Here is a 22,587-nt window from a genome sequence, read left to right on the forward strand (position 1 = left end):
AAGGTATACTTTTATCAAATGAATCTCACAGGTGACCACAATGAACTTTACATATGAAATGATTGAAATGAACCAAGGACTACCCATGCATATTTTTCTTAATAGCGTGGATTATGTGACGAATCACTGGCATGACAGTATCGAAATTATTTTTGTCTTAAAAGGGAAGGTAAGCGTTTCTGTTAACGATAAACGTTATGTACTGAATGAAAAAGATTTATTGCTTATTAATGCAAATGATATTCATGCCATCCAGCACCAAGAAGAAAATTTATTATTGACCATTCAAGTGCCTATTCCTGAATTAAAAGAGAATATCAAAGATGTGGACTCTTTCGTCTTTTCTTGTAAATCATTTTTATACGATGAAAACCATCAAGAGGAATTTAATGAATTGCGTTCTTTGTTAGCACAAATGATGTGGGTGATTAACAAAGAAAGCGAGGGGTATGAGTTACAAATTAAATCCTTATATTTTCAGCTAATCTTTCTATTGATGAAGAATTTTAAAGAAGAAACAGAAAAAGAAAACAAGGTTTCCAGCCAGAAGCATATTGAACGGCTGCTTAGAATTACTTCTTATGTGAAGGACAATTTTAAACAACCAATCACCTTAAATGAGCTGTCCCAAATTGAATTTTTGTCGGTGCATTATCTATCTAAGTTCATTCAAAAGCATTTAGGAATGCCGTTTTCCAAATATGTGGACAGCATTCGGCTTGATCACGCGGTGAAAGATATTGTTTATACCGATATTCCACTGACACAGATTGCCCTTGATAATGGCTTTGCCAGTGTGAAGGCATTTAACCGGGCATTTAAGGAGTTTTATCACCAGACTCCAAGTGAATACCGCCGTGCCGTTGAGATGGAACCAAAGAAAACGGAGAGTAACAAGGTGACACTCGCCAACTATGTTGAAATTGACAAAACACAGGCATTTGACCAGTTGTTTGCCTTTTTGCCCAGCAGTGAGAAATCAATAGTAGTCAAAAATCAAGCGGTGGATAAAAAGTCTATTAAAATAAATGCAGAAGAAAGAGTTCAACCGCTAAGTCATACCTGGAAGACCCTCATGACAGTTGGAAAAGCGAAAGAGTGTCTTTTCAGTGAAATACAAAACCAGATAAAGCAAGTGAAAAAGGCCACTGATTTCCAGTATCTGCGGTTTCATGGGATATTTGATGATGAAATGATGGTTTACGGGGAAGATGAACAAGGTAATCCTGAATATAACTTTCTATACACAGACAAGCTTATGGACTTTTTACAAAGTATACAAGTGAAGCCGTTTGTCGAGTTAGGATTTATGCCGAGAGATTTAGCAGACAGCCATGAAACGGTTTTTTACAAAGAAAGCAACGTTAGTAAACCAAAGGATATAGAAAAATGGAATAACCTTTTACGAGCGTTTATCCGCCATTATGAAAATCTTTATGGAAAAGAAGAAGTACTGAAATGGTACTTCGAAGTATGGAATGAGCCGGATTTTTATATTTTCTGGAGAGGCACTTTTGAGGGGTATTGCTCCTTGTATAAAAATAGCTATGAAACCATTAAGGGGATGAATCCCGATTATCAAGTAGGCGGACCAAGTATTGTTTCCATTAAAAATAGTGACTGGTTACAGCAATTTTTAAACTTTTGTCAAAAAGAGAATTGTATTCCTGACTTTATCTCCTTTCACTGCTATTCGCATGAGGAAATGGATACTGAAAAAAAGAAAAATACATCTAATGAAAAGGCGATGGATTTTGGATATATTTCCAGAGATGAGAGCTTTCTCAAAAACCGGATTGCTGATCTTAAGCAGATTTTATCAGAATACGGTTTGGGGAATATTGAAATTCATCTTTCTGAATGGAACTCCACTGCCTATCATCGGGATTTAACGAATGACACATGCTTTAAGGCGGCTTTTATCGTAAAAAACATGTTAGAAAATATCGACTCGATTCAAAGTTTTGGCTATTGGACAATTACTGATTTAAAAGAGGAGAGAAGGTCAGCTGTTAACAGTTTCCACGGGGGACTTGGATTAATCACCAATCATAATATTCCAAAACCAGCCTTCGTGGCATATGAGTTGCTAGGAAAATTGGGGAATCAACTGATTGCCCAAGGAGAAGGGTATTTCCTTACTAAAAACACTCAAGGCTTTCAGCTTCTCTTATACCATTACTGCCATTATGACCGGTTCTATTGCATGAATCAGCATGCAAATATAGACTTGCAAAATAGATATAATGTGTTCCTTAATGAACAGCCGGTAGAAATGAAGTTTATGATAAATGGACTGGAAAAAGGATTCTACAAATTGAAACAGTACCAACTAAACAGGCAAAATGGCAGCTCTTATGACAAATGGGTTGAGATGGGAGCGCCTCAAACTTTGGGAACGGAAGAAGTAAGTTATTTGCAAACTTCAAGTCATCCCAGACTTCAAATAAGTGAGATAAGGATTGAGGAGGATTATATCTTGACCACCCAACTCGCCCCGCATGAAGTACAGCTATTCGAAATGATTCCTCAAAATCTGTCGTAAACGATATTTGTAAAATTAGTACAAAAAACGAAAGTGGGCATAAGAGAGGTCTACGTGACCAAGAACAGGCAAAAAAACAAAAGTAGGTCACGTAGAGAGGTTCTACGTGACCGAGAACAATCAAAAAAACAAAAGTAGGTCACGTAGAGAGGTTCTACGTGACCGAGAACAGGCAAAAAAGCAAAAGTGGGTCACGTAGAGAGGTTCAACGTGACCGAGAACAGGCAAAAAAGCAAAAGTGGGTCACATAGAGAGGTTCTACGTGACCGAGGACAGGCAAAAAAACAAAAGTGGGTCACGTAGAGAGTTACGTGACCGAGAACAGGCAAAAAAGCAAAAGTGGGTCACGTAGAGAGGTTCTACGTGACCGAGTACAGACAAAAAAACAAAAGTGGGTCACGTAGAGAGGTTCTACGTGACCGAGAACAGGCAAAAAAGCAAAAGTGGGTCACGTAGAGAGGTTCAACGTGACCGAGAACAGGCAAAAAAGCAAAAGTGGGTCACATAGAGAGGTTCTAAGTGACCGAGGACAGGCAAAAAAACAAAAGTGGGTCACGTAGAGAGTTACGTGACCGAGAACAGGCAAAAAAGCCAAAGTGGGACACGTAGAGAGGTTCAACGTGACCGAGAACAGGCAAAAAAACAAAAGTAGGTCACGTAGAGAGGTTCTACGTGACCGAGTACAGACAAAAAAACAAAAGTGGGTCACGTAGAGAGGTTCAACGTGACTGAGTACAGACCAAAAAACAAAAGTGGGTCACGTAGAGAGTTACGTGACCGAGTACAGACAAAAAAACAAAAGTGGGCCACGTAGAGAGGTTCAACGTGACCGAGAACAGGCAAAAAAACAAAAGTAGGTCACGTAGAGAGGTTCTACGTGACCGAGTACAGACAAAAAAACAAAAGTGGGTCACGTAGAGAGGTTCAACGTGACTGAGTACAGACCAAAAAACAAAAGTGGGTCACGTAGAGAGTTACGTGACCGAGTACAGACAAAAAAACAAAAGTGGGCCACGTAGAGAGGTTCAACGTGGCCGTGAAAAAGGCAGGAGCACCTGCCTTTTTTTGTTGCCCAAAATTAGTAAAAAGGGACTAAAAAAAACAGAAAAGACAATTCCGGTAATTGCTTTGAACAAAATTGGGATAGTGAAAAGGTTTTCATCTCTCTATAATGAAGTACATAAGGAAGCGTTTCCAGTAATAAGGACTCAAACAGAATGATCGAAATCATTTTTATGAATGGAAGTTTTTAAATTATAAGGAGGTAATATAATGGAGAACACTGCATTGAATAAAACACCCTTTGTTAGGTTAGTAGTGGCAGCCATGCTAGGTGTTGGAACCTCAATCGCACCGTTAGTACTATTGGGATTCGGACTTTCTACTTTTATAGTGATAAAAATTGTTGGACAAGAACATGCAACCGCTGCCTTTGCTACAGCCACAGGGATCTCCGGGATAGCCGTTGTCATTTTTGGACTTTTTAGCGGAGTGATCGCAGATAAAACCCGGATAAAGATGGGCAGGAGAAGGTTTTGGATGATAGCGGGCAGTATTGGCGGTGCTCTTTCTATGTTAGCCCTTACGTTTTCCTCATCGATCCCAGTGTTTGTCATTGCCTTGTGTTTAACCAACTTTTTTTACGGTATGGTTTCACTCTCATGTTACGCCGTTGTTCCTGAACAAGTAGAACAGGAAAAGTTTGGCCGGGTGTCTGGTCTAATCGGTGCCTCTGCCCCTGCTTTCGTTATGACCGGTCAAATGATAATGGGAGCCTTTGCTAAATCAACTCTTGAAGAAAAAATGATTACGATTATTATCGTACAATTAATTGGTGGATTTTTAGCAGCCCTTTTAATAAAGGACAATTATTTTGCCGGAGCAGCAAAGGCTGAGAAGAAATCAATTGGTCTTCGTGGCTTTTATCCAAGTTTTAAAAAGTACCCTTCTTATACCTGGGCGCTATTAACAAAGCTGTTAATTAACTTCTCAAATGCAGGCATGAACATGTTAACATTATTCTATATTGCAAGATTTCATTTGAGTGAGACAAAGATTTTTCAAATCATGGCACTTACGGCTCCTACTATTGCGTTAATGGTTGCTGCGGGAATACTAGGTGGTTTCTTATCAGATAAAGTAAAAAAACAAAAGCCTTTTGTCATCGGAGCAGCTCTTATAACAGGAATTTGTTTAATTGCTTTTGCATTCTCTTCTAGCATCACTTGGGTGATTGTCGGTAACTTTATCTTCAATTTTGGTTTTGGAATGTATGGTGCAGTAGATAATGCCCTTGTAAACCGTATCCTGCCTTCCAAAGAGAATGCAGCAAAAGATATCTCCATTATGAATACAACAACAAACTTGGCTTCTACACTAGTAAATTTTGCTGCACCAGCGTTAATCGCGTTAGGAGTAAAGTTATTTGGCGGAGATGGCTATACACTTTTCTTCCTAGTTTTAGCTGTTTTCTCCATCCTTTCAGCGGTTGCCGTTCTTCCAATCCCGGAAATGGCGTCAAAGTTGGAAACTGAAAAAGATATTAATGTTAAAGCAGTTTAATCAATAATGAATAACTAGGGATGAATCAAGCAGGATATAGATTCATCCCTATCGTTGTTAAAATTAGAGTATAATGGAAAATAGGGGAATTCATTACATGAGGAAGAGATGATAATATGTTAATAGAAAAAATTCAGCTTTGGGATGATAACGATTCAGTAACATTACATACTTACATTCTTAATAACTCAATGGAGTTTCAAAAGGATCAGTTGCGTCCTGCAGTGGTCATTTGTCCGGGAGGGGGATATTTAGGAACCTCTGACCGCGAGGCTGAACCTGTTGCGTTAAAGTTTGCTTCTCTTGGATATCATACCTTTGTTCTTCGCTACACGACTTATTATCAGGAATGGGTAAAGGACTTCCAAAATCCTCCTGAGCCAAATAAGAATTCCGCTTATCCGCAGCCTTTGTTTGATCTAGCCAAGGCGATGCTGATTATCCGGGAAAATGCATCAAAGTGGTATGTGGACCCTGAAAAAATAGCAATCTGTGGTTTTTCTGCTGGCGGCCATTTATCAGCCAGCCTTGCTGTCCATTGGAACAGCAGCCTATTAAATGAAAAGTTTCATGCTGATAATGAGTTATTCAAGCCTAATGCTGTTATTCTTGGATATCCACTACTCGATTACCAGGTCATGAAGGAAAAGCTTGAAACAGAAGCAGCAGAGTTTGAAAAAGGATTTTTTCAGATTTCGAATAAAGCGGTATTCGGCGTTCCTAATCCTAGTGATGAACAGCTTTCAGAGGCTAGCCCTGTAAACTATGTAACCACTCAAACACCGCCATCTTTCATTTGGCATACGGCTGATGATCCTCTTGTATATGCAGAGAATTCACTTAGATTTGCCACGCAGCTAGCTAAACATAAAGTGCCATACGAACTGCATATTTTTGAAAGTGGAGTACATGGTTTATCTTTATGTGATGAAACAACAGCAAGTAACCCTAGCCATTTAAATGCAGACTGCAAGATTTGGGTGGAGCTTGCCAGTAATTGGTTGAAAAAACATCTTAGGTAGGAGAAGATACAAATCTATCAGTACCAATTAAAACCCAACTTTAATGGAAACTGGAAAGTGAGTGCCAAATTGTATATAGAATTGGCACTCATTTTTTATGAACGATTTAAAAATCCAGTATTAAATGATCCACTAGAACAAATGATTTATTGTTTCGGTACTTTCCAGGCGATATCCCTAAATAAGAGCGAAACAATTTACTAAAGTAATTCCCATTAGCATATCTAACTCTCTGCGCAACCTGTTCTACCGAAAAATCCTGATTTTTTAATAACTCCATCACTTTGTTCATTCTAAGAAAAAACCCCAAGATATGGAGCATATAAAACAGAAAAACTGCCTTTATTTAAAGGAAAATATGGGTAATTCCCAATTTAAACGGAATTTTACCGTTTATTTTCAAACACCCAAAACATGGATACAGCAATAAAAAATAGGGTGAGACAATCACTGCGATTTCGCACCCTATTTGCATTTGTTTACTGTAGTGAACCCTTTTAAAATTGGTGCGAATTGCTTTATTTGTGTAATATTTTTATACTTGTTTGATGTCGTTCTCTATAACTATTTGGTGTATCCTGAAACAGTTCCTTAAATTTTTTATAAAAGAATGTAACACTTGAATAACCGACTTCTTCAGCGATTTCAGGTATCGCAATGTCCGTATTAGCCAGAAATAAGGCAGCTTGGTTCAAACGTTGAATTTGGAGCAGCTCCTTAAATGACTTACCAGTACCTTTTTTGAGAAGGGTGGACAGATAGCTTGGATTGAAGCCAAAGGTCTTAGCCATTTGAACGAGGGAACAGTCCCGATAATGATCTTCAATATATTTTAGGAATGCTACTAAAGAAATAAACGGTTGATTGATGGTCTCATTTTTTGTTTGGTTGTGATTGTATCGAATTAAGGTAGAAAATAAAACGATTAAGTATGAGTCTATGATTTCCTTAGAACCAAAGTCACGATCAAAAAATTCGCACATAATGTTTTCCATGATTTCGGTAACTTTCGTATGCTCCTTCGGCCTGAAAATCAGGAATTGATTATTTTTACGATGAGAAACGAGCGATTCAATCATAAATTGAGAGATAATGCTTTTTTGTGATAGCCTCCTTAAGAAGGCTGGAGATAGATAGTCCTGTTTAAGGATCATATTTATCACAATATCATCTTTTGTAATGGAAGCTACTTTATGGGGAACTTCATGGTTTATTAAAATGAGCTCCCCTTTCCTCAAAGTAATTTTTTCCCCTTTTATCGTCAATTCACAGTTTCCTCTATAGACAAACATCATCTCAATATAATCATGCATGTGAAGCGGTATTTCCGACTCATAGGGCTGCATGGAAATAGATACGTTTTCATCAATGGGGGAATCGGTAATATCAAATGTACGATTGAAAAGAAAAACAGGTTCCCCGTTCACTTCTACAATCATGGGCTTATACTCATTTAAGACCTTTTCTTGATTAATAGGTCCTAATTGAAATGACTCCAAGTAATTTTCCAGTTCTGTTTTATACATAATTGCTCCTGTCATTAAGGATTTGAGTAATAATATATATCTTAATCTAAAAATGTTTTTCTTGATAAGTAGTAAAAGTGTATATGTTTTGAGGATATTTAAATGATTTAAAAAACTATGATTCGAGCAATCAAGACCTTGCTTTTTAACATTATTTCTATTGAAAGTGATTGATACTATTAAATTAGGTTGATTTTATAGGAGGTACTTGATTATGACTTATGACTTTCCGAAAGGCTTTCTCTGGGGAACAGCAACTTCTGCCTATCAGGTGGAAGGAAACAATGATAAATCGGATTTGTGGGCGGAGGAATACTCAGAGGGTTCGCCATATAGGGATTTTTCTGGAGATGCTGTCGACCACTATCGTCTTTATAAACAGGATATCGAACTGATGGCGAGCCTTGGGCTCAATAGTTATCGGTTTTCAATTGAGTGGGCAAGAATTGAGCCGGAGGAAGGCATCTACTCACAGGAAGCAATTGACCATTACCGTGATGTGATCAAAGTTTGTTATGACAACCATATTACTCCAGTGGTGACAATGATGCATTTTACCTCCCCCCAATGGCTGATGCGGAAAGGCGGCTGGAAAAATCCGAAGACTGCTAATCTTTTCGCAAGATATTGTGAAGCGGTTTTTAAGGAATTGGGTCAGGATATTCCATATGTGGTCACGATGAATGAAGTGAACTTACCAATCATGTTGAAAGAATTATTTATTAATATGAATTTTATGCCTCCTGTTGGCATGGACGCCAAAACATGGACCGCTCCTGGCTGGCGTGAATCCGCTGCGCAAAAATGCGGAACCACCATCGATCAGTATTTCACCTTCCATATGGCTTCCGACGAGGATTCATTAGAAATTGTCAAAGATGCACATCGAAAAGCACGTGATGTGATTAGAAAAATGAACCCATCAACCAAGGTCGGACTTTCCTTGGCACTGCCGGAAATCCAAGCTATTGAAGGCGGGGAAGAACAGGCCGCAAAAGTTTGGCATGACTACTTTGGGCAATTTAAATCGGTTATGAAAGATGATGACTTTATTGGAGTACAGAACTACACCCGAGAAATATATGGTCCTGACGGACAGGTTCCGCTTGCTGCAGGAACGGAAGTAACTGCGATGGGATATGAGTATTATCCAGAAGCACTGGCCGGAACCATTCGGAATGTAGCAAACGAGCTGGATATTCCGGTTATGGTGACGGAACACGGGATTGCAACGAATGAGGACAGCCGCCGGATTGAATTCATTAAACGGGGACTTAAAGAATTGCATGCTTGTATGGAGGACGGGATTACGGTATTAGGTTATCTTTATTGGTCCACTTTTGACAATTATGAATGGACGTTTGGCTATGACCCGAAGTTTGGGGTTATTGCTGTGAACCGTGATACACAGGAGCGGAAGGTAAAGATGAGCGGTCGAGTCCTCGGTGAAATTTCAAAGAACAATGCTGTGAATGAGTAGTCAACACATCTTAATTTCAAAAGAAGGGAATCTATATTTATGAATTATAAGAATCCTGTCATTAGCGGCTTCCATCCAGATCCTAGTATTTGTAGAGTAGGAGATGACTTTTATCTAGTCACAAGTTCCTTTGAATATTTTCCGGGCGTTCCGATTTTTCATTCAAAGGATCTTGTCAATTGGAAGCAAATTGGTCATTGCTTAACCCGTAACAGCCAGCTGCCTTTACATCAATCAAAGAGTTCCATGGGCATTTTTGCTCCGACCCTTAGATACCATAATGGCCGCTTCTATATGATTACTACCAATCTAACAATAGGAAAAAACTTCATTGTCTGGTCCGAAAAGCCGGAAGGCCCATGGTCGGAACCCATTTGGCTGGAATGGCCGGGGATTGATCCCTCCCTTTTATTTGATGATGATGGGAAGGTTTATTTAACAGGAACGCAGGACATCTTTACCGGAGAACCGATGGGCATTTACCAGGCCGAAATTAATGTGGATACTGGGGAAATAATGACGGAGCGGCGATTCATTTGGCAAGGTTCGGGCGGAGCCCATCCTGAAGGACCGCATCTTTATAAAATAAATGGCATGTACTATTTGATGATTGCGGAAGGAGGAACGGAATACGGGCACATGGTAACAATGGCTCGCAGTGACCGGCCGTTCGGGCCATTTGAAAGTCATCCTGATAATCCAATCCTGACCCATCGCAGCAGTGCTAGTCCCATTCAAGCAACTGGGCATGCCGATTTAGTTCAATATACAGATGGCAGCTGGTGGACCGTCTTTTTAGGCATACGTCCTGCCCCTATTCCGTTTAGCGGCAAGCATCATCATTTGGGTCGGGAAACATTCTTGGCACCTGCCGACTGGAATGAGGCGGGGTGGCCCATCATTGGTGCCCAAGTTGAATTAGAAATGGACGCAAGAACATTGAAAATAGGCGACAGTGAAAAGTTGAAATATAGAGATGACTTTAATGAGACTACCTTAGATTTTTGTTGGAATTTCCTGCGTAATCCTGGTGAGGAAAGTTGGTTTTTAACGGACAGGCCTGGATATCTTACTTTATATGGGAGATCAACAAGTTTGGATGACTTAGACTCTCAAGCATTCGTCGGCCGCAGGCAGGAGCATTTTAATTGCAACGTTTCAACACTTCTTGAATTCTCTCCAACTGTGGAGGGGGAAGAGGCAGGCCTAACCGTTTTCATGAATGAGAAATTCCATTATGAGATAGCCTTAGGAATGAGTGAAGGCGTAAAGAAAGTCTTTGTCAGACGGCGAATCGGTTCCCTTTGGAAAGTTGAAGCGGAGCATGTGTACGGACAAAATGGGATAATCCTAACGGTCCATGCAGATGCCAAAGATTACACATTTGCCTATCAGCCGCCAGATGGAGAGCCTGTTATTTTAGGATCTGGTGAATGTTCACTTCTTTCAACTGAAGTAGCCGGAGGATTTACGGGGGTCTACTTTGGCTTATACGCTTCAGGCAATGGCCGAAACATAAGGATTCCTGCTTATTTCGATTGGTTTGAATACAATATTTAAACAAGAGAGCACGTTATCGTGCTCTCTTTGGTGTCTGTTTCTATTCAATTAGAACAAAATACGGCACCTTTTCGGGTAAAAAAGGTAATGCAGGGAAACTAGCTAATTTATATAATGGTTTTAGAAAACGATTACATATCTTATTGTCTCTAGTAATCTATAGAAAGGAAGATAGTAACTATGCGTAAATATGACACAAGCGTAGTCGACCAGTTGCAAAAGGAAACTACTATCATACAAAATAACGGAGTAAACGTTATTTTAAAACCAAGCCCTGGGGAAGACCGGCCAGGATACCTAGATCCTCTGGAGTTAAGCCTTTTGGATAATCATTGGGCAGGCAATTTAGAAGGGAAAGAGCCTGCTGCAGTCCCTCCTATGGAAGTGTTAATTCCCATCATGAGGGAAAATATGGGTTTTCCAAACTATAACTTAAATACAGTGGAAATCCACACAAAATATGAAGAAGTCACAGATAGCGGAAATACAGTCGGCCTCTGGCGATACTATCCAAGAAAATCTGAAAAAAACCGGAAACGGCCTGCATTGTTATTCATCCATGGCGGCGGCTGGATTGGGGGAAGCGTCTATACGGTTGAAAACTTCTGCAAACTATTAGCTGAACTAGCAAACGCTGTCGTTTTTAACGTAGACTATTCTTTAGCACCGGAAAAGCCATTTCCTAATGGTTTAGATGACAATTATTACGCGCTCAAGCATGTTTATGATCATGCTGAAGAATACGGCATTGACTCTGATAAAATTTGTGTTGGCGGGGATAGTGCTGGCGGAAACTATACAGCGGCCGTTTGTTTAAAAGCAAGAGATGAAGGAACACCAAAGATTGCGATGCAAGTGCTGATTTATCCGGCGGTCACGAAGGCAGATGCAAAGGTGAATGGTTATGAGTGGAGTGAAAGCTTCTTTGATAAGTCAGAAGAGCACAAAGATATAATCAATGGACTGCTCACGCTTGGAAGACCCACAAAGTTCGGAGATGATCTTTTCCTAAGTGCATATATTTCTGAAGAGCAAGATATCTATAACCCATATGTTAGCCCGATGCTTGCTGCAACTCATGAAGGACTTCCAAAAGCGATTTTGGCAGGTGCTGAGTTTGACGGCTTGCGCATTCACACAGAGTTCTATGCCAAGCAGCTTCAAGATGCAGGAGTAGACGTTACCTGTTTCCGTTATAAAGGAATGACCCATGCGTTTATCGATAAATTGGGACATGCTCCACAAGCGGAGGATTTGTGCATTGAAATCGCAAAAGCAATGAAGGAATTATAACTACTAATTCTTAGACCTGAGCCCTTTTTTACCAGGGGCTCTTTTTTATACCTTTTTATCTTGAAGGATAAGTCTCTATGTATAAAACAGAACAAATATCGGCATGGTTTCCGTCAAAAAGGGGAAGGCATCTTCCGATGATTTCTAATATCATACTAATTGTAATAGGAAACGTTTTCAACTTATTTAAGATTCTTTGATATAAGGATGGGAACCATGAAAATATCAGCCGTTATATTTGACCTTGATGGTGTTATTGTTTCTACGGATGAGTACCATTACCAAGCATGGAAACAAATCAGTGATGAAGAAAATATTTATTTTGATAGAAAAATAAATGAAAGACTGCGTGGCGTCAGCAGAATGGAAAGCCTTGAAATTATCCTAAGCCATTCTGATAAAAGGTATGGTGAAAATGAAAAGCAACTTCTTGCCCAGCGTAAAAATGAGATTTATCGCGAACTGCTAAACAAGTTATCTCCACGTGATATTCTTCCGGGAGTTATTGATCTATTACTAAATATAAAAGCCCGGGATATGAAGATGGCAATCGGTTCTTCCAGCAAAAACACACCGTTTATTTTACAACAGATAGGATTAAATGCTGCTTTCGATGCCATTGCGGATGGAAATAACATTCAAAAAAGTAAGCCGCATCCTGAGGTCTTTTTACTAGCAGCAGGAATGCTGGGAGTTCAACCGCATGAATGTGCAGTGATTGAAGACGCGGAAGCTGGAATCGCCGCCGCAAAAGCTGCCGGAATGAAAGCAGTGGGAGTCGGGTCTGCAGCCAATTGCATGGATGCGGATATAAAAATAGATAACTTATCAAACTTGAATATAAATCAATTATTGGAAGCTAACGAGATTAGGAGTTGAAATCATGATTAAACTAGGTACTAACTTAGCCCATTTAAAGGAGAAACCATTTTTTCTAAAAGATAATGAAATCGAGTGGGTTGCAGAAACTCTTCAGTCTATGAATTTACAAGAAAAAGTGGGTCAATTATTTTGCCCGATTGGCAATACAGACAATAAAGAGGAATTGGAAGCCTTTATCAACGAGTTCCGTCCTGGCGGCATCATGTATCGGCCGGATACTGGCGCCAAAGTACAGCAGACGCATCGATTCCTGCAGGAGCTTTCACCAGTGCCGTTATTGATTAGTGCCAATCTGGAAGCTGGCGGCAATGGGATTGCTACTGATGGTACTTATTTTGGAAAGCAAATGCAGGTGGCTGCAACAGATAATGAAGAAATGGCGTATAAGCTAGGGGTGGTGGCGGGCCGTGAAGGCCGGGCAGTTGGTTGTAATTGGTCCTTTGCTCCGATTGTCGATATTGATATGAATTATCGAAACCCTATTACAAACGTGAGAACATTCGGCTCTGATCCTGAGAGAGTTGCCCAAATGTCTAAAGCTTTTATGAAAGGGATTCATGAAAGCGGACTCGCAGCTGCCGTCAAACACTTCCCAGGTGATGGGGTGGACGACAGGGATCAACACCTGTTGCCATCTGTAAACAGTTTATCGGTTGAAGAATGGGATCAAACCTTTGGCATGGTATACCAAGAAATGATTGAAAGCGGGGCTAAGTCCATTATGGCTGGCCATATGAAACTGCCTGCCTATTCCAGAAAGCTGTTGCCAGGCATTGACGATGAAAATATCATGCCGGCTACACTTGCACCGGAATTATTGAACGGTTTGTTGAGAGAAATATTAGGCTTTAATGGTTTAATTGTGACCGATGCATCACCGATGTTAGGGTTCACAGTTTCAGAAAAAAGAGAAATTGCTGTCCCAAAAGCGATTGCTTCAGGGTGTGATATGTTCCTATTCAATCGGAATATAAAAGAAGATTATGAATTTATGTTAAAGGGAATCGAAACAGGGATTTTGACCATAGATAGGGTAGATGAAGCGGTTTCCAGAATTTTGGCACTTAAAGCTACTCTAGGCCTCCATTTTCAACAACAGCAGGGTACCCTTGTTGCAAGCGAGGAGGAATTATCCGTACTTCAGTGTGAGGAACATAAAGATTGGGCAAAGGAATGTGCCGACCAATCTATTACTCTTGTAAAAGATACCCAAAAATTGCTGCCTATTAAGGCCGAACAATACAAACGGGTTCGCCTCTACGTACTGGGTGATCAAGCTGGAGGGCTTAAGGAGGGTGGTTCCGTCACTCAGCCATTCATCGATTCACTTGAAAAGGCCGGATTCCACGTGGAACTCTATAATGACAATGAAGTCAATTTCCGAGAGTTGTTTATGGGCGTGAACGAATTTAAAGAGAAATATGATCTAATCATATATGTTGCTAACCTGGAAACAGCCAGCAACCAAACCACTGTTAGAATCAATTGGCAGCAGCCATTAAATGCTAATGCCCCTTGGTTTGTCAACGACATTCCAACCTTGTTTATTTCGGTTGCTAACCCATACCACCTGCAGGATGTGCCAATGGTTAAGACCTATATCAATGCCTATTCTTCTAATGAATATGTCGTGGAGGCTATAGTTGATAAAGTCGTGGGTAAATCAGAGTTTAAAGGGAAGAGCCCTGTAGACCCGTTCTGCGGAAAATGGGATACTAGATTATAAGAAACGAAGGGGGTACTTCATATTTTATTGAAGTGCCACCTTTTTGAAACGGTATTTTTCTTGAAAGGATAGTGGAAAAATGAAAATCAAAAATATGAAAACAAATCATATTACTAATCCATTGGGATTTGACTTGGGGATGCCTCGTTTTTCCTTTGTTGCCTATGATACAACCGCTGTCAAACAAACAGCTGCCCAAATACAAGTGGCATTTGATGAAGAGTTTGCAACAATCGTATTTGACAGCGGCAGAAGTGAAGACATTGATAGCCTAGGATTTGCACTTCCTATTAAATTAGAACCATATACACGATATTATTGGCGTGTGTCCGTTTGGGGTGATAATGGGGATAAGGCGACCAGTGAAGCTGCATGGTTTGAGACGGCCAAACTGGATGAACCTTGGACAGCCAAGTGGATTACGCCAGAATTGGATAAAGATATTCATCCCATGCTTAGCCGCGAATTTGAACTATCTAAAGAAGTGATATCTGCCCGAGCCTACGTATGCGGTTTGGGTTTATATGAAATGGAGATTAATGGTGAAAAAGCCGGGGATGAATATCTGAGCCCCAACTTTAATGCCTATGACAAATGGCAGCAATACCAAACCTATGATGTTATAGAATTGCTTAAACCAGGGAAAAACTCTATAGAGGTTAGTCTTGGCAATGGATTATACAAGGGCCGCTTTGGCTTTGATGGCGGCGAGTACGAGGTTTATGGTGATCAATTTGCCCTATTGTGTGAACTAATCATTCAGTATGCGGATGGGACAACCTCGGTCATCAATTCCGATGAATCATGGCAGGCAAGGAAGAGTCCTATCTTATTCAGCGGCTTATACGATGGGGAAATCTACGATGCTACCTCAAATGATGCCACTTCTTATAAGATGAAGGAAATAGATTTAGGTTATGAGAGATTAAAGGCAAGGTTGAGTTTGCCGGTATTGGTGAAGGAAGAACTAAAACCGGTCGAAGTCATGACCACACCTGCTGGAGAAACTGTACTGGACATGGGCCAAAATATGGTAGGCTGGGTACAATTTAAAACGAATGCCCCTAAAGGCACAGAAATTTTGTTGCAGTATGCGGAACTTCTTCAGGAAGGTAATTTTTATCAAGAAAACCTTAGAACTGCCAAAGCAGAGTTCAAATATATCTCTAATGGTGAAGCGGCTCTCGTAAGACCGCACTTTACTTATTATGGATTCCGATATGTGAAGGTTTCCGGCTGGAACGGTGAACTCAATCCAAATGATTTTACAGGATGTGTCTTATATTCCGATATGGAAACAACAGGAAGTATTGAAACTAGCAACCCGCTGGTGAACCGGTTATTCTTAAATGCGCTTTGGGGTCAAAAAGGCAATTTCTTAGATGTGCCTACAGATTGCCCGCAGCGGGATGAGCGGATGGGCTGGACGGGAGATGCGCAGGTGTTCTCTGGGACGGCTGCTTTCAATATGGATACCTATGCATTCTTTAATAAATATGGATACGATCTGGCTCAGGAACAAGCGGCGCAGGATGGGATGGTCCCAATGGTCGTGCCTGTTGCGACAACGAAAGGCGGCGGGTCAAGTGCCTGGGGTGAAGCAGCCACTGTGATCCCATGGAATGTTTATTTGCACTACGGCGATAAGGCCATCCTTGAACAGCAATTCGAGAGTATGAAAGGCTGGGTAGATTATATCAAGAGGGCCGATGACGCTTCAAGTGCTAAAAGACTTTGGACGACCGGTTTTCATTTTGGTGACTGGCTGGCATTGGATGGGGATGACCCCCATTCTCCAATGGGCGGAACAGAAACAGCTTTTATTTCGTCAGCCTATTATGGCTATTCTTCTATGCTGGTGGCTAAAGCAGCAAAGGTACTCGGCAAGGAGGAAATGGCAAGGGAGTATGAAGAGTTATCAAATGAAGTAAGAGCGGCAATCCAAGCAGAATACTTTACTTCCACAGGACGCCTTGCATTGTATAACCAGACAGCATTGGTCGTTGCCTTATTTATGGATCTTGTTCCGGAGGAGCATAGAAACAGGGTGGCAAGTGATTTGCGGGAAAGGTTAAAAAAGGATAAGAACCACTTGAAGACAGGATTTGTGGGTACCCCTTATATCTGCAGAACGCTTTCTGAAAACGGAAATAATGATATCGCTTATACGCTGCTGCTCAACAAGGATTATCCAAGCTGGTTATATGCCGTAACGATGGGAGCCACCACCATTTGGGAGCGGTGGAACTCGGTATTGCCGGATGGGAAAATAAGCGGGACAGACATGAACTCCTTGAACCATTATGCATATGGTTCTATTGTGGAATGGATGTACCGAAATGCGGCAGGCATTAACCCTGTTGAAGAAAAGCCAGGTTTCCGCCATGTCCGGTTAGCCCCGCAGCCCGATTATCGATTAAAGTATGTGAAGGCAAGCTTGGAATCTGCAGCAGGTCTTTACGAAAGTCAATGGGAACTGACTGAGGAAGGACAATTGAAATTTAAGTTTGTCATTCCCTTTAATGCAACAGCAACTGTCGTATTGCCGGATGCCAAGCTTGAAAATGTGTTATTGAACGGAAACACGTTAAAAGATGCAGGAATCCATGTAAGCCAAAATGGTGAACAGGTGCAAGCTGAGTTAATCAGTGGAATCTGGGAGTTTTTCTATTCCCCTGAAGCGGAATATATTAAATACTGTAGCACCCATATTCCGTTAAAAGATCTGTTAAGTAATGACGAAGCAAAACAAGTGGTTACGGAAAAAGCGCCCCAAGCATTACTGCCAGAGGAAATGCTCCGGAACTTAGGACACCAATCCTTGAGAGAATTATCGCATATGCCGTTTATGCCGATCCCCGCAGAGGTCATGGATGAGCTGGATTTAAAACTTACCAAAATCAAACTGGTTAGTAACTGTTAGAAAATAGACCTTATGTCGGGAGAGCTGATGGATGAAAACGAAAGAAATAAATATTCGCGACCCATACATCTTGCGTCATGATGAAAAATACTACCTATATGGGACTCGAAGTGCCACTACTTGGGGATTGGCAGATGGGTTTGATTGTTATATTAGTGAGGACTTGGAAAGTTGGGATGGTCCATATGAGATTTTCCATAATCATGGAGACTTTTGGGCAGACAGATGTTATTGGGCTCCGGAATGTTATTTTTATCATGGCTCATTTTACCTGGCTGCTACTTTTCGGTCTGCGAATAGAAATATGGGTACGCAAATTCTCATAGCTGATAATCCAGTTGGACCCTTTAAGCCGCATAGTGATGGTCCAGTGACCCCAAATGAATGGAATTGTTTAGATGGGACCCTTTATTTTGATGCAAACGATACACCTTATATGATATTTGGCCACTCATTTGAGGATCATCCAAGTGGCGAGATGAACGTTATTGAACTTTCGAAAGACTTAAGAAAACCGGTAGGGGAACCAAAATTATTATTTGAGGCATCAAAGGCACCGTGGTCATTCCCAATTCCATTCGCCAAGAAAGAATTTGGTATGGATGGAGATGTTTACTTCGTAGATGGACCATGTTTGTATCGAACTTCTTCCGGAAAATTGTTAATGTTATGGTCTAGTTGGGGAGAAAAAGGATATGCGGTTGGAATAGCTTGTTCTGATAGTGGAGAAATTGACGGAAAGTGGCGCCACTTGGAAACACCTCTATTTGGAGAAAATGGGGGACATGGAATGCTGTTTCAAAATAAGGAAAAAGAGTGGATGTACACTTTGCATTTTCCTAATGATTTATACATGGAAAGACCAAACTTTAGAAAAGTGAAAGAATTAAATGGTCTTTTGGTATTAGTATAAACTTATATGTATAGAGTGTTTAGTCCCTGCTTTATACGCATTTTTTTACAAAAATAATATCCGGTTGCAGTGTTGGGAAGGTTAGGATAGTTAGTATACCAATTTTATAGTTTGTCTGACCTGAGTCCTTGTTTTTCAAAAAGGACTCTTTTTTATACGTTCTTTCCTGAATGAAAAGTCTTTTCGTCCGAATTTTATGCTAATAAGTGGTTTACCTAATGGCAAATGAGTGAGTACTTGTTTGCTTTTTATTGATCTTTTTTGCTTGCGGTTCCTTCAAAAGACCATATAAAAATAAAATATTAAAAAAATAGTTTAATGTTCTATACAAACTTGTCCTATTCAACATAAGTTATTATGGAAAAACATGTAAATTAATGGCAGTCTAGCAACTCCAATAGACTAGTAATTTATATGTTGAAGAAAATAATAGGAAGGAGTTTGTTGTGAGATGCCAACCTATACAGTGAATGTATATGGTATTTTTACAAATGGCTCTTCGTCTAGTGGGACCGCTGCACAGCGCCGTGCTAGATTAAGAGATGATGTAAGGCGGGCGAATGAGATCTGGAGAATTAATGGGGAAAGCTGTATTAATTTTGTAGCAGCAGGAACATTTCCCACTCTTACCAATACCAGAATTAACTCTAGGACAAGGACTTGGGATCAGGCACTAAGAGAGGTAGATCCTATCGTTGACAGTGCAAGAAGAGCATTAGGAGGTGCGATTGCCGTATATATTGTTTATTTAAGCGGCGGCAAATTTATAGGTGGAGACATAGGAGGCGGTGGTGTACGGTTTGAGTTTAATCAAAACGATTATTCCGTTTTTGGACAAGTCGTAATTTCGAATGATGGTTTTCAAACGGATATATTTGCCCACGAAGTTGGTCATATTTTACTTTCACGACTTGAAACCGATGCTGATGGGAATTTGGTTTTGAATATGAATGACCCGACGGGCCCCTATGAGGAAAGAGACCCTGACACAGGGGAAGTAACGTATACAGACCCTGATCATAGTGCATCAGATAGTAATATCATGTATCCAACTATATTTGGAACAAATAGAGAAATTGCCGAGTCGCAATGTACGATTGCCAGGGACAGTAGAGTAGTTATTGTTACTAATTAACTTTTTAAGAAGGGAGATTTATTTACCTAACATCTTAAACCGAGTATGCAGTTTTTTACAATAATATTCATTGCAACCATATGATATAATACAAGAGACCATTACACAAAGGTCTCTTTTTCTTTTGCAATTCTTTTATATGTGAGGTGTTTAACATAAAGCTAATTGGGAAGCTTTTCGTATGCTTTTTATTGATATTATTTGTAAGCGGTTGCTCGCAATGGAACCATACGGGAAAATATCAAATTATATATAATGGAGAAAATAAGAAAGACCAAATTGGCCAAATCAGTAAAAGTAATGATTTTACAATAGCAATTGTGCCGAAGGTGAGTGGCATTCCGTATTTTAATGCAGTGGAAGAAGGCGCTCTTGAAGCTGGGAAAAACTTAAATGTAAACGTTATTTTTACCGGCCCTCCCATTGCTGATTCGCAGCAGCAAATAAACATAATAGAAGATTTAATCCAAAAAGATGTCGATCTTATTGCCGTTTCAGCAAATGATCCCATAAAGTTGGGAACTGTTTTACTAAAGGCAAAGCAAAAGGGCATTAAAGTTATTACCTGGGATTCGGATACAGATCCTGAATATAGAGAATTATTTATTAACATGGTCGACCCTGAGAAGTTGGGACGGCATTTAATGGATAATCTAGCATCAATGATGGGAGAAAAAGGGGACTTTGCCATTATGACAGGCTCACAAGATGCTGCTACATTAGCAGAGTGGGTGAAATGGATAAAGGAACAACAGAAGCAAGTTTACCCTGATATGAATTTAATCGAAGTGGCAGAAACAGAGGATAATCCCCAAAAGTCCTATTTGGAGGCACAGAGGCTTCTTACAAATTATCCTACGATTAAGGGGATTATAGGAAGTTCATCAGTTGGGCCGCCGGCAGCTGCTCAAGCCGTCAAGGATGCAGGCAAAACCGGAAAAGTGGTTGTCACAGGATTATCCACTCCTAATTTAATGAGATCCTTTTTAAAGGATGGTTCCGCCCAAATTGTCACCCTATGGAGTCCCAAGAAACTTGGCTATTTATCGGTGAGTGTGGCCAAACAACTTTTGGACGGAAATAAACCAAAGGATGGACAGCATATTAAAAGCATCGGAAATATCAAGGTGGAGGGTGATTCTGTCATTATGGGGCTGCCAATTGATTTCACAAGGGAGAATATTGACCAGTATGATTTCTAAGGTCTTCAGCAAAAGAAACAACACCCGTCTATCAACCAAATTAATTATCACCTACATTCTATTAACTGTCATTCCCATGGGCCTGCTAAGTTCCCTTGCTTATTACGAATACACAAAGTCCATTGAAGAACAAGTTGGGGAGTACATTCCGAAACTATTAAAACAAGCCAATCATAATCTTGAAAATAATTTAAGTGAATTTGAGAATTATCCGGAACTCATCTATAGTTCGACTGAAGTGATGAGTGTATTAAGAGACGGTTCCATTAAAAACCAATCGCAATACCAGCAAGATAAATTTACCGTCGAAAGTTTTTTAACAAAAACGTATCTTGACAATAACCCGGAAATTTTGGGGGCATTCTTGCTGTCTAATAATCGTGCTTTTATAAGCACGCGTACTCCTTACTATGGCTTTGACCTTGAAAATATGTCCCTCCCCTATGGAGAGGAACATGCCCTTGGGGACAAAACACAAATCCTGCTTCCATACCAGGCAGCATTAAAATTTGACGGTAATCCAGCCTACTTACTTATAATGAAACAAATAACCGATTTTGATAACAGAAAGTCCCTCGGCACCATCTTTTTGGCTGTTAAGCTTTCCTTTATTGAAAAAGTCTTATCTGATTTAGAAGAGGAAAAGAATGCTACATTGTGGGTCATGGATGAGAGTGGACAGATTATTTACCATACCAACCAAAAAAAAATCGGTACGTTTTTTCCAGAATTAAAAAACTATCCGATTCGAAATGGAATTTTTCAAACACTCTCCGGACAGGAGCACAAACTCATCAGCATTAACCAATCCTCTTCCCATAACTGGATTTTGGTACATAGCATCCCGCTGAAATTTTTAACGAAAAGCACCGATATCGTAAAAAATGTAACCGTTTTTGCCTTTATTGGACTAGTTTTGCTTACCACGATCATCTCCATTCTTCTAGCATGGACGGTCACAAAGCCAATCAAAAAACTTGGTAACGTCATGCAAGAGGTGGAGCAGGGCAATCTGGATGTGGAGATTCCGGTGCAGGGAAGAGATGAAGTCGGTGTTTTGGCGCAAAGTTTTGATTCCATGATTACCAAACTAAGGGAATTGATAAAGAAAAACTACTCGATTGAGATTAAACAAAAGGAGGCTGAACTCTATGCGCTCCAGTCTCAAATCAATCCACATTTTATGTACAATACCTTGCAGACCATCAGTATGGCAGTAGAGGATGGAGAATCGGACACCGTTGTGGAAATGGTGACGATTCTGGGCAGAATGCTTCGGTATTCGCTTAGCAACAAGGACCGGCTTGTCCCTATAGCTAAGGAAGTGGAGCATGTACATGATTTCTTAAAATTACAGAAATATCGATTTGAAGATCGGCTTACATTTGATATAAAGGTAGAAACCGACATTGAAGAATATTATTCACCTAAGTTTATTTTACAGCCAATTATTGAAAATTCTATAAAGTATGGAATGGAAAAGCGGAAAGGGTTAAATATTGAAGTGGTGGTTAAGGAAATGGTCAAAGAGAATGGGAGCAAGGACATTCTCTTTGTCATGCGTGATAATGGTCCAGGCATTAGTCCTGACAAATTGGCTGATATCAATCTTAAACTTCAATCAGACCCGATGGAAAAAAGAGAGTCTGGATTTGGCATGACCAATGTTCATGCACGTGTGGCAATGATGTTTGGAAAACGGTATGAACTGAAGGTAACTAGTCAACTAGATTCAGGTACAGAGGTCACGATACAAATTCCAGTCATATCGAAAAATGAGTTGCCCCAGTTTCTGGCCAGAGAGGAGATGGTATAGGG

General features: G+C 40.2%; 15 protein-coding genes. 13 read left to right on the plus strand and 2 right to left on the minus strand.

Features of this window, described 5'->3' with window-relative positions; translation table 11 throughout:
• Positions 1-40 precede the first annotated feature (40 nt).
• The 3 genes from ACY8D0_RS05885 (at position 41) to ACY8D0_RS05895 (ending at position 6,129) form a co-directional block, all read left to right on the plus strand.
• Positions 41-2,545 (plus strand): GH39 family glycosyl hydrolase, encoded by a 2,505-nt coding sequence (locus tag ACY8D0_RS05885; RefSeq protein ID WP_462409543.1) that lies wholly within the window; start codon positions 41-43, stop codon positions 2,543-2,545.
• Between the two features lie 1,272 nt (positions 2,546-3,817).
• Positions 3,818-5,107, plus strand: coding sequence for an MFS transporter (locus tag ACY8D0_RS05890; RefSeq protein WP_462409544.1), 1,290 nt, complete (start codon positions 3,818-3,820; stop codon positions 5,105-5,107).
• Positions 5,108-5,223: 116 nt separating this feature from the next.
• Entirely contained in the window at positions 5,224-6,129 is a 906-nt protein-coding gene (locus ACY8D0_RS05895) for an alpha/beta hydrolase (protein ID WP_462409545.1), read from the plus strand.
• Positions 6,130-6,235: 106 nt separating this feature from the next.
• On the opposite strand, the gene ACY8D0_RS05900 is transcribed toward ACY8D0_RS05895, so the two are convergent.
• Together ACY8D0_RS05900 and ACY8D0_RS05905 are read right to left on the minus strand one after the other, a co-directional pair.
• Positions 6,236-6,451: a helix-turn-helix domain-containing protein gene (locus tag ACY8D0_RS05900; protein ID WP_462409546.1), complete on the minus strand. Its 216-nt coding sequence runs from the start codon at positions 6,449-6,451 to the stop codon at positions 6,236-6,238.
• Positions 6,452-6,647: 196 nt separating this feature from the next.
• Entirely contained in the window at positions 6,648-7,655 is a 1,008-nt protein-coding gene (locus ACY8D0_RS05905; RefSeq protein ID WP_462409547.1) for an AraC family transcriptional regulator, read from the minus strand.
• 214 nt (positions 7,656-7,869) lie between these two features.
• On the opposite strand from ACY8D0_RS05905, the gene ACY8D0_RS05910 reads away from it, so the two are divergent.
• The 10 genes from ACY8D0_RS05910 to ACY8D0_RS05955 all read left to right on the plus strand — a co-directional run bounded on the left by ACY8D0_RS05910 (position 7,870) and on the right by ACY8D0_RS05955 (position 22,585).
• Positions 7,870-9,135: a glycoside hydrolase family 1 protein gene (locus ACY8D0_RS05910; protein WP_462409548.1), complete on the plus strand. Its 1,266-nt coding sequence runs from the start codon at positions 7,870-7,872 to the stop codon at positions 9,133-9,135.
• 39 nt (positions 9,136-9,174) lie between these two features.
• A complete protein-coding gene (locus tag ACY8D0_RS05915) occupies positions 9,175-10,695 on the plus strand; it encodes a glycoside hydrolase family 43 protein (protein WP_462409549.1) in 1,521 nt (506 codons plus the stop codon).
• A gap of 180 nt (positions 10,696-10,875) precedes the next feature.
• Positions 10,876-11,988: an alpha/beta hydrolase gene (locus ACY8D0_RS05920; protein ID WP_462409550.1), complete on the plus strand. Its 1,113-nt coding sequence runs from the start codon at positions 10,876-10,878 to the stop codon at positions 11,986-11,988.
• A 216-nt stretch (positions 11,989-12,204) separates the two neighbouring features.
• Positions 12,205-12,867 carry a beta-phosphoglucomutase gene (pgmB, locus tag ACY8D0_RS05925; RefSeq protein ID WP_462409551.1) on the plus strand — a complete coding sequence of 221 codons (663 nt, stop codon included), beginning with the start codon at positions 12,205-12,207 and terminating at the stop codon, positions 12,865-12,867.
• Between the two features lie 4 nt (positions 12,868-12,871).
• Complete coding sequence (locus ACY8D0_RS05930) at positions 12,872-14,596, plus strand: glycoside hydrolase family 3 protein (RefSeq protein ID WP_462409552.1); 1,725 nt, start codon at positions 12,872-12,874, stop codon at positions 14,594-14,596.
• A gap of 79 nt (positions 14,597-14,675) precedes the next feature.
• Entirely contained in the window at positions 14,676-17,519 is a 2,844-nt protein-coding gene (locus tag ACY8D0_RS05935; protein ID WP_462409553.1) for a glycoside hydrolase family 78 protein, read from the plus strand.
• Positions 17,520-17,550: 31 nt separating this feature from the next.
• Positions 17,551-18,432 carry a glycoside hydrolase family 43 protein gene (locus tag ACY8D0_RS05940; RefSeq protein ID WP_462409554.1) on the plus strand — a complete coding sequence of 294 codons (882 nt, stop codon included), beginning with the start codon at positions 17,551-17,553 and terminating at the stop codon, positions 18,430-18,432.
• Positions 18,433-18,883: 451 nt separating this feature from the next.
• The gene (locus ACY8D0_RS05945) at positions 18,884-19,567 is read left to right on the plus strand and encodes a hypothetical protein (RefSeq protein ID WP_462409555.1); all 684 of its coding nucleotides are present in this window, start codon (positions 18,884-18,886) and stop codon (positions 19,565-19,567) included.
• A 191-nt stretch (positions 19,568-19,758) separates the two neighbouring features.
• Positions 19,759-20,769, plus strand: coding sequence for an autoinducer 2 ABC transporter substrate-binding protein (locus tag ACY8D0_RS05950; RefSeq protein ID WP_462409556.1), 1,011 nt, complete (start codon positions 19,759-19,761; stop codon positions 20,767-20,769).
• Complete coding sequence (locus ACY8D0_RS05955; protein ID WP_462409557.1) at positions 20,759-22,585, plus strand: cache domain-containing sensor histidine kinase; 1,827 nt, start codon at positions 20,759-20,761, stop codon at positions 22,583-22,585. The genes ACY8D0_RS05950 and ACY8D0_RS05955 overlap by 11 nt, the downstream gene beginning before the upstream one ends.
• Positions 22,586-22,587: the final 2 nt, after the last annotated feature.

The sequence above is a fragment of the Neobacillus camarae genome (genome assembly GCF_054950115.1).

Coding starts and splice junctions, on each gene's coding strand:
- ACY8D0_RS05905 (WP_462409547.1), bottom strand. CDS start 7,655: ATGTATAAAACAGAACTGGAAAATTACTTGGAGTCATTTCAATTAGGA.
- ACY8D0_RS05955 (WP_462409557.1), top strand. CDS start 20,759: ATGATTTCTAAGGTCTTCAGCAAAAGAAACAACACCCGTCTATCAACC.
- ACY8D0_RS05900 (WP_462409546.1), bottom strand. CDS start 6,451: ATGCTCCATATCTTGGGGTTTTTTCTTAGAATGAACAAAGTGATGGAG.
- ACY8D0_RS05910 (WP_462409548.1), top strand. CDS start 7,870: ATGACTTATGACTTTCCGAAAGGCTTTCTCTGGGGAACAGCAACTTCT.
- ACY8D0_RS05935 (WP_462409553.1), top strand. CDS start 14,676: ATGAAAATCAAAAATATGAAAACAAATCATATTACTAATCCATTGGGA.
- ACY8D0_RS05940 (WP_462409554.1), top strand. CDS start 17,551: ATGAAAACGAAAGAAATAAATATTCGCGACCCATACATCTTGCGTCAT.
- ACY8D0_RS05945 (WP_462409555.1), top strand. CDS start 18,884: ATGCCAACCTATACAGTGAATGTATATGGTATTTTTACAAATGGCTCT.
- pgmB (WP_462409551.1), top strand. CDS start 12,205: ATGAAAATATCAGCCGTTATATTTGACCTTGATGGTGTTATTGTTTCT.
- ACY8D0_RS05895 (WP_462409545.1), top strand. CDS start 5,224: ATGTTAATAGAAAAAATTCAGCTTTGGGATGATAACGATTCAGTAACA.
- ACY8D0_RS05890 (WP_462409544.1), top strand. CDS start 3,818: ATGGAGAACACTGCATTGAATAAAACACCCTTTGTTAGGTTAGTAGTG.
- ACY8D0_RS05885 (WP_462409543.1), top strand. CDS start 41: ATGAACTTTACATATGAAATGATTGAAATGAACCAAGGACTACCCATG.
- ACY8D0_RS05915 (WP_462409549.1), top strand. CDS start 9,175: ATGAATTATAAGAATCCTGTCATTAGCGGCTTCCATCCAGATCCTAGT.
- ACY8D0_RS05930 (WP_462409552.1), top strand. CDS start 12,872: ATGATTAAACTAGGTACTAACTTAGCCCATTTAAAGGAGAAACCATTT.
- ACY8D0_RS05920 (WP_462409550.1), top strand. CDS start 10,876: ATGCGTAAATATGACACAAGCGTAGTCGACCAGTTGCAAAAGGAAACT.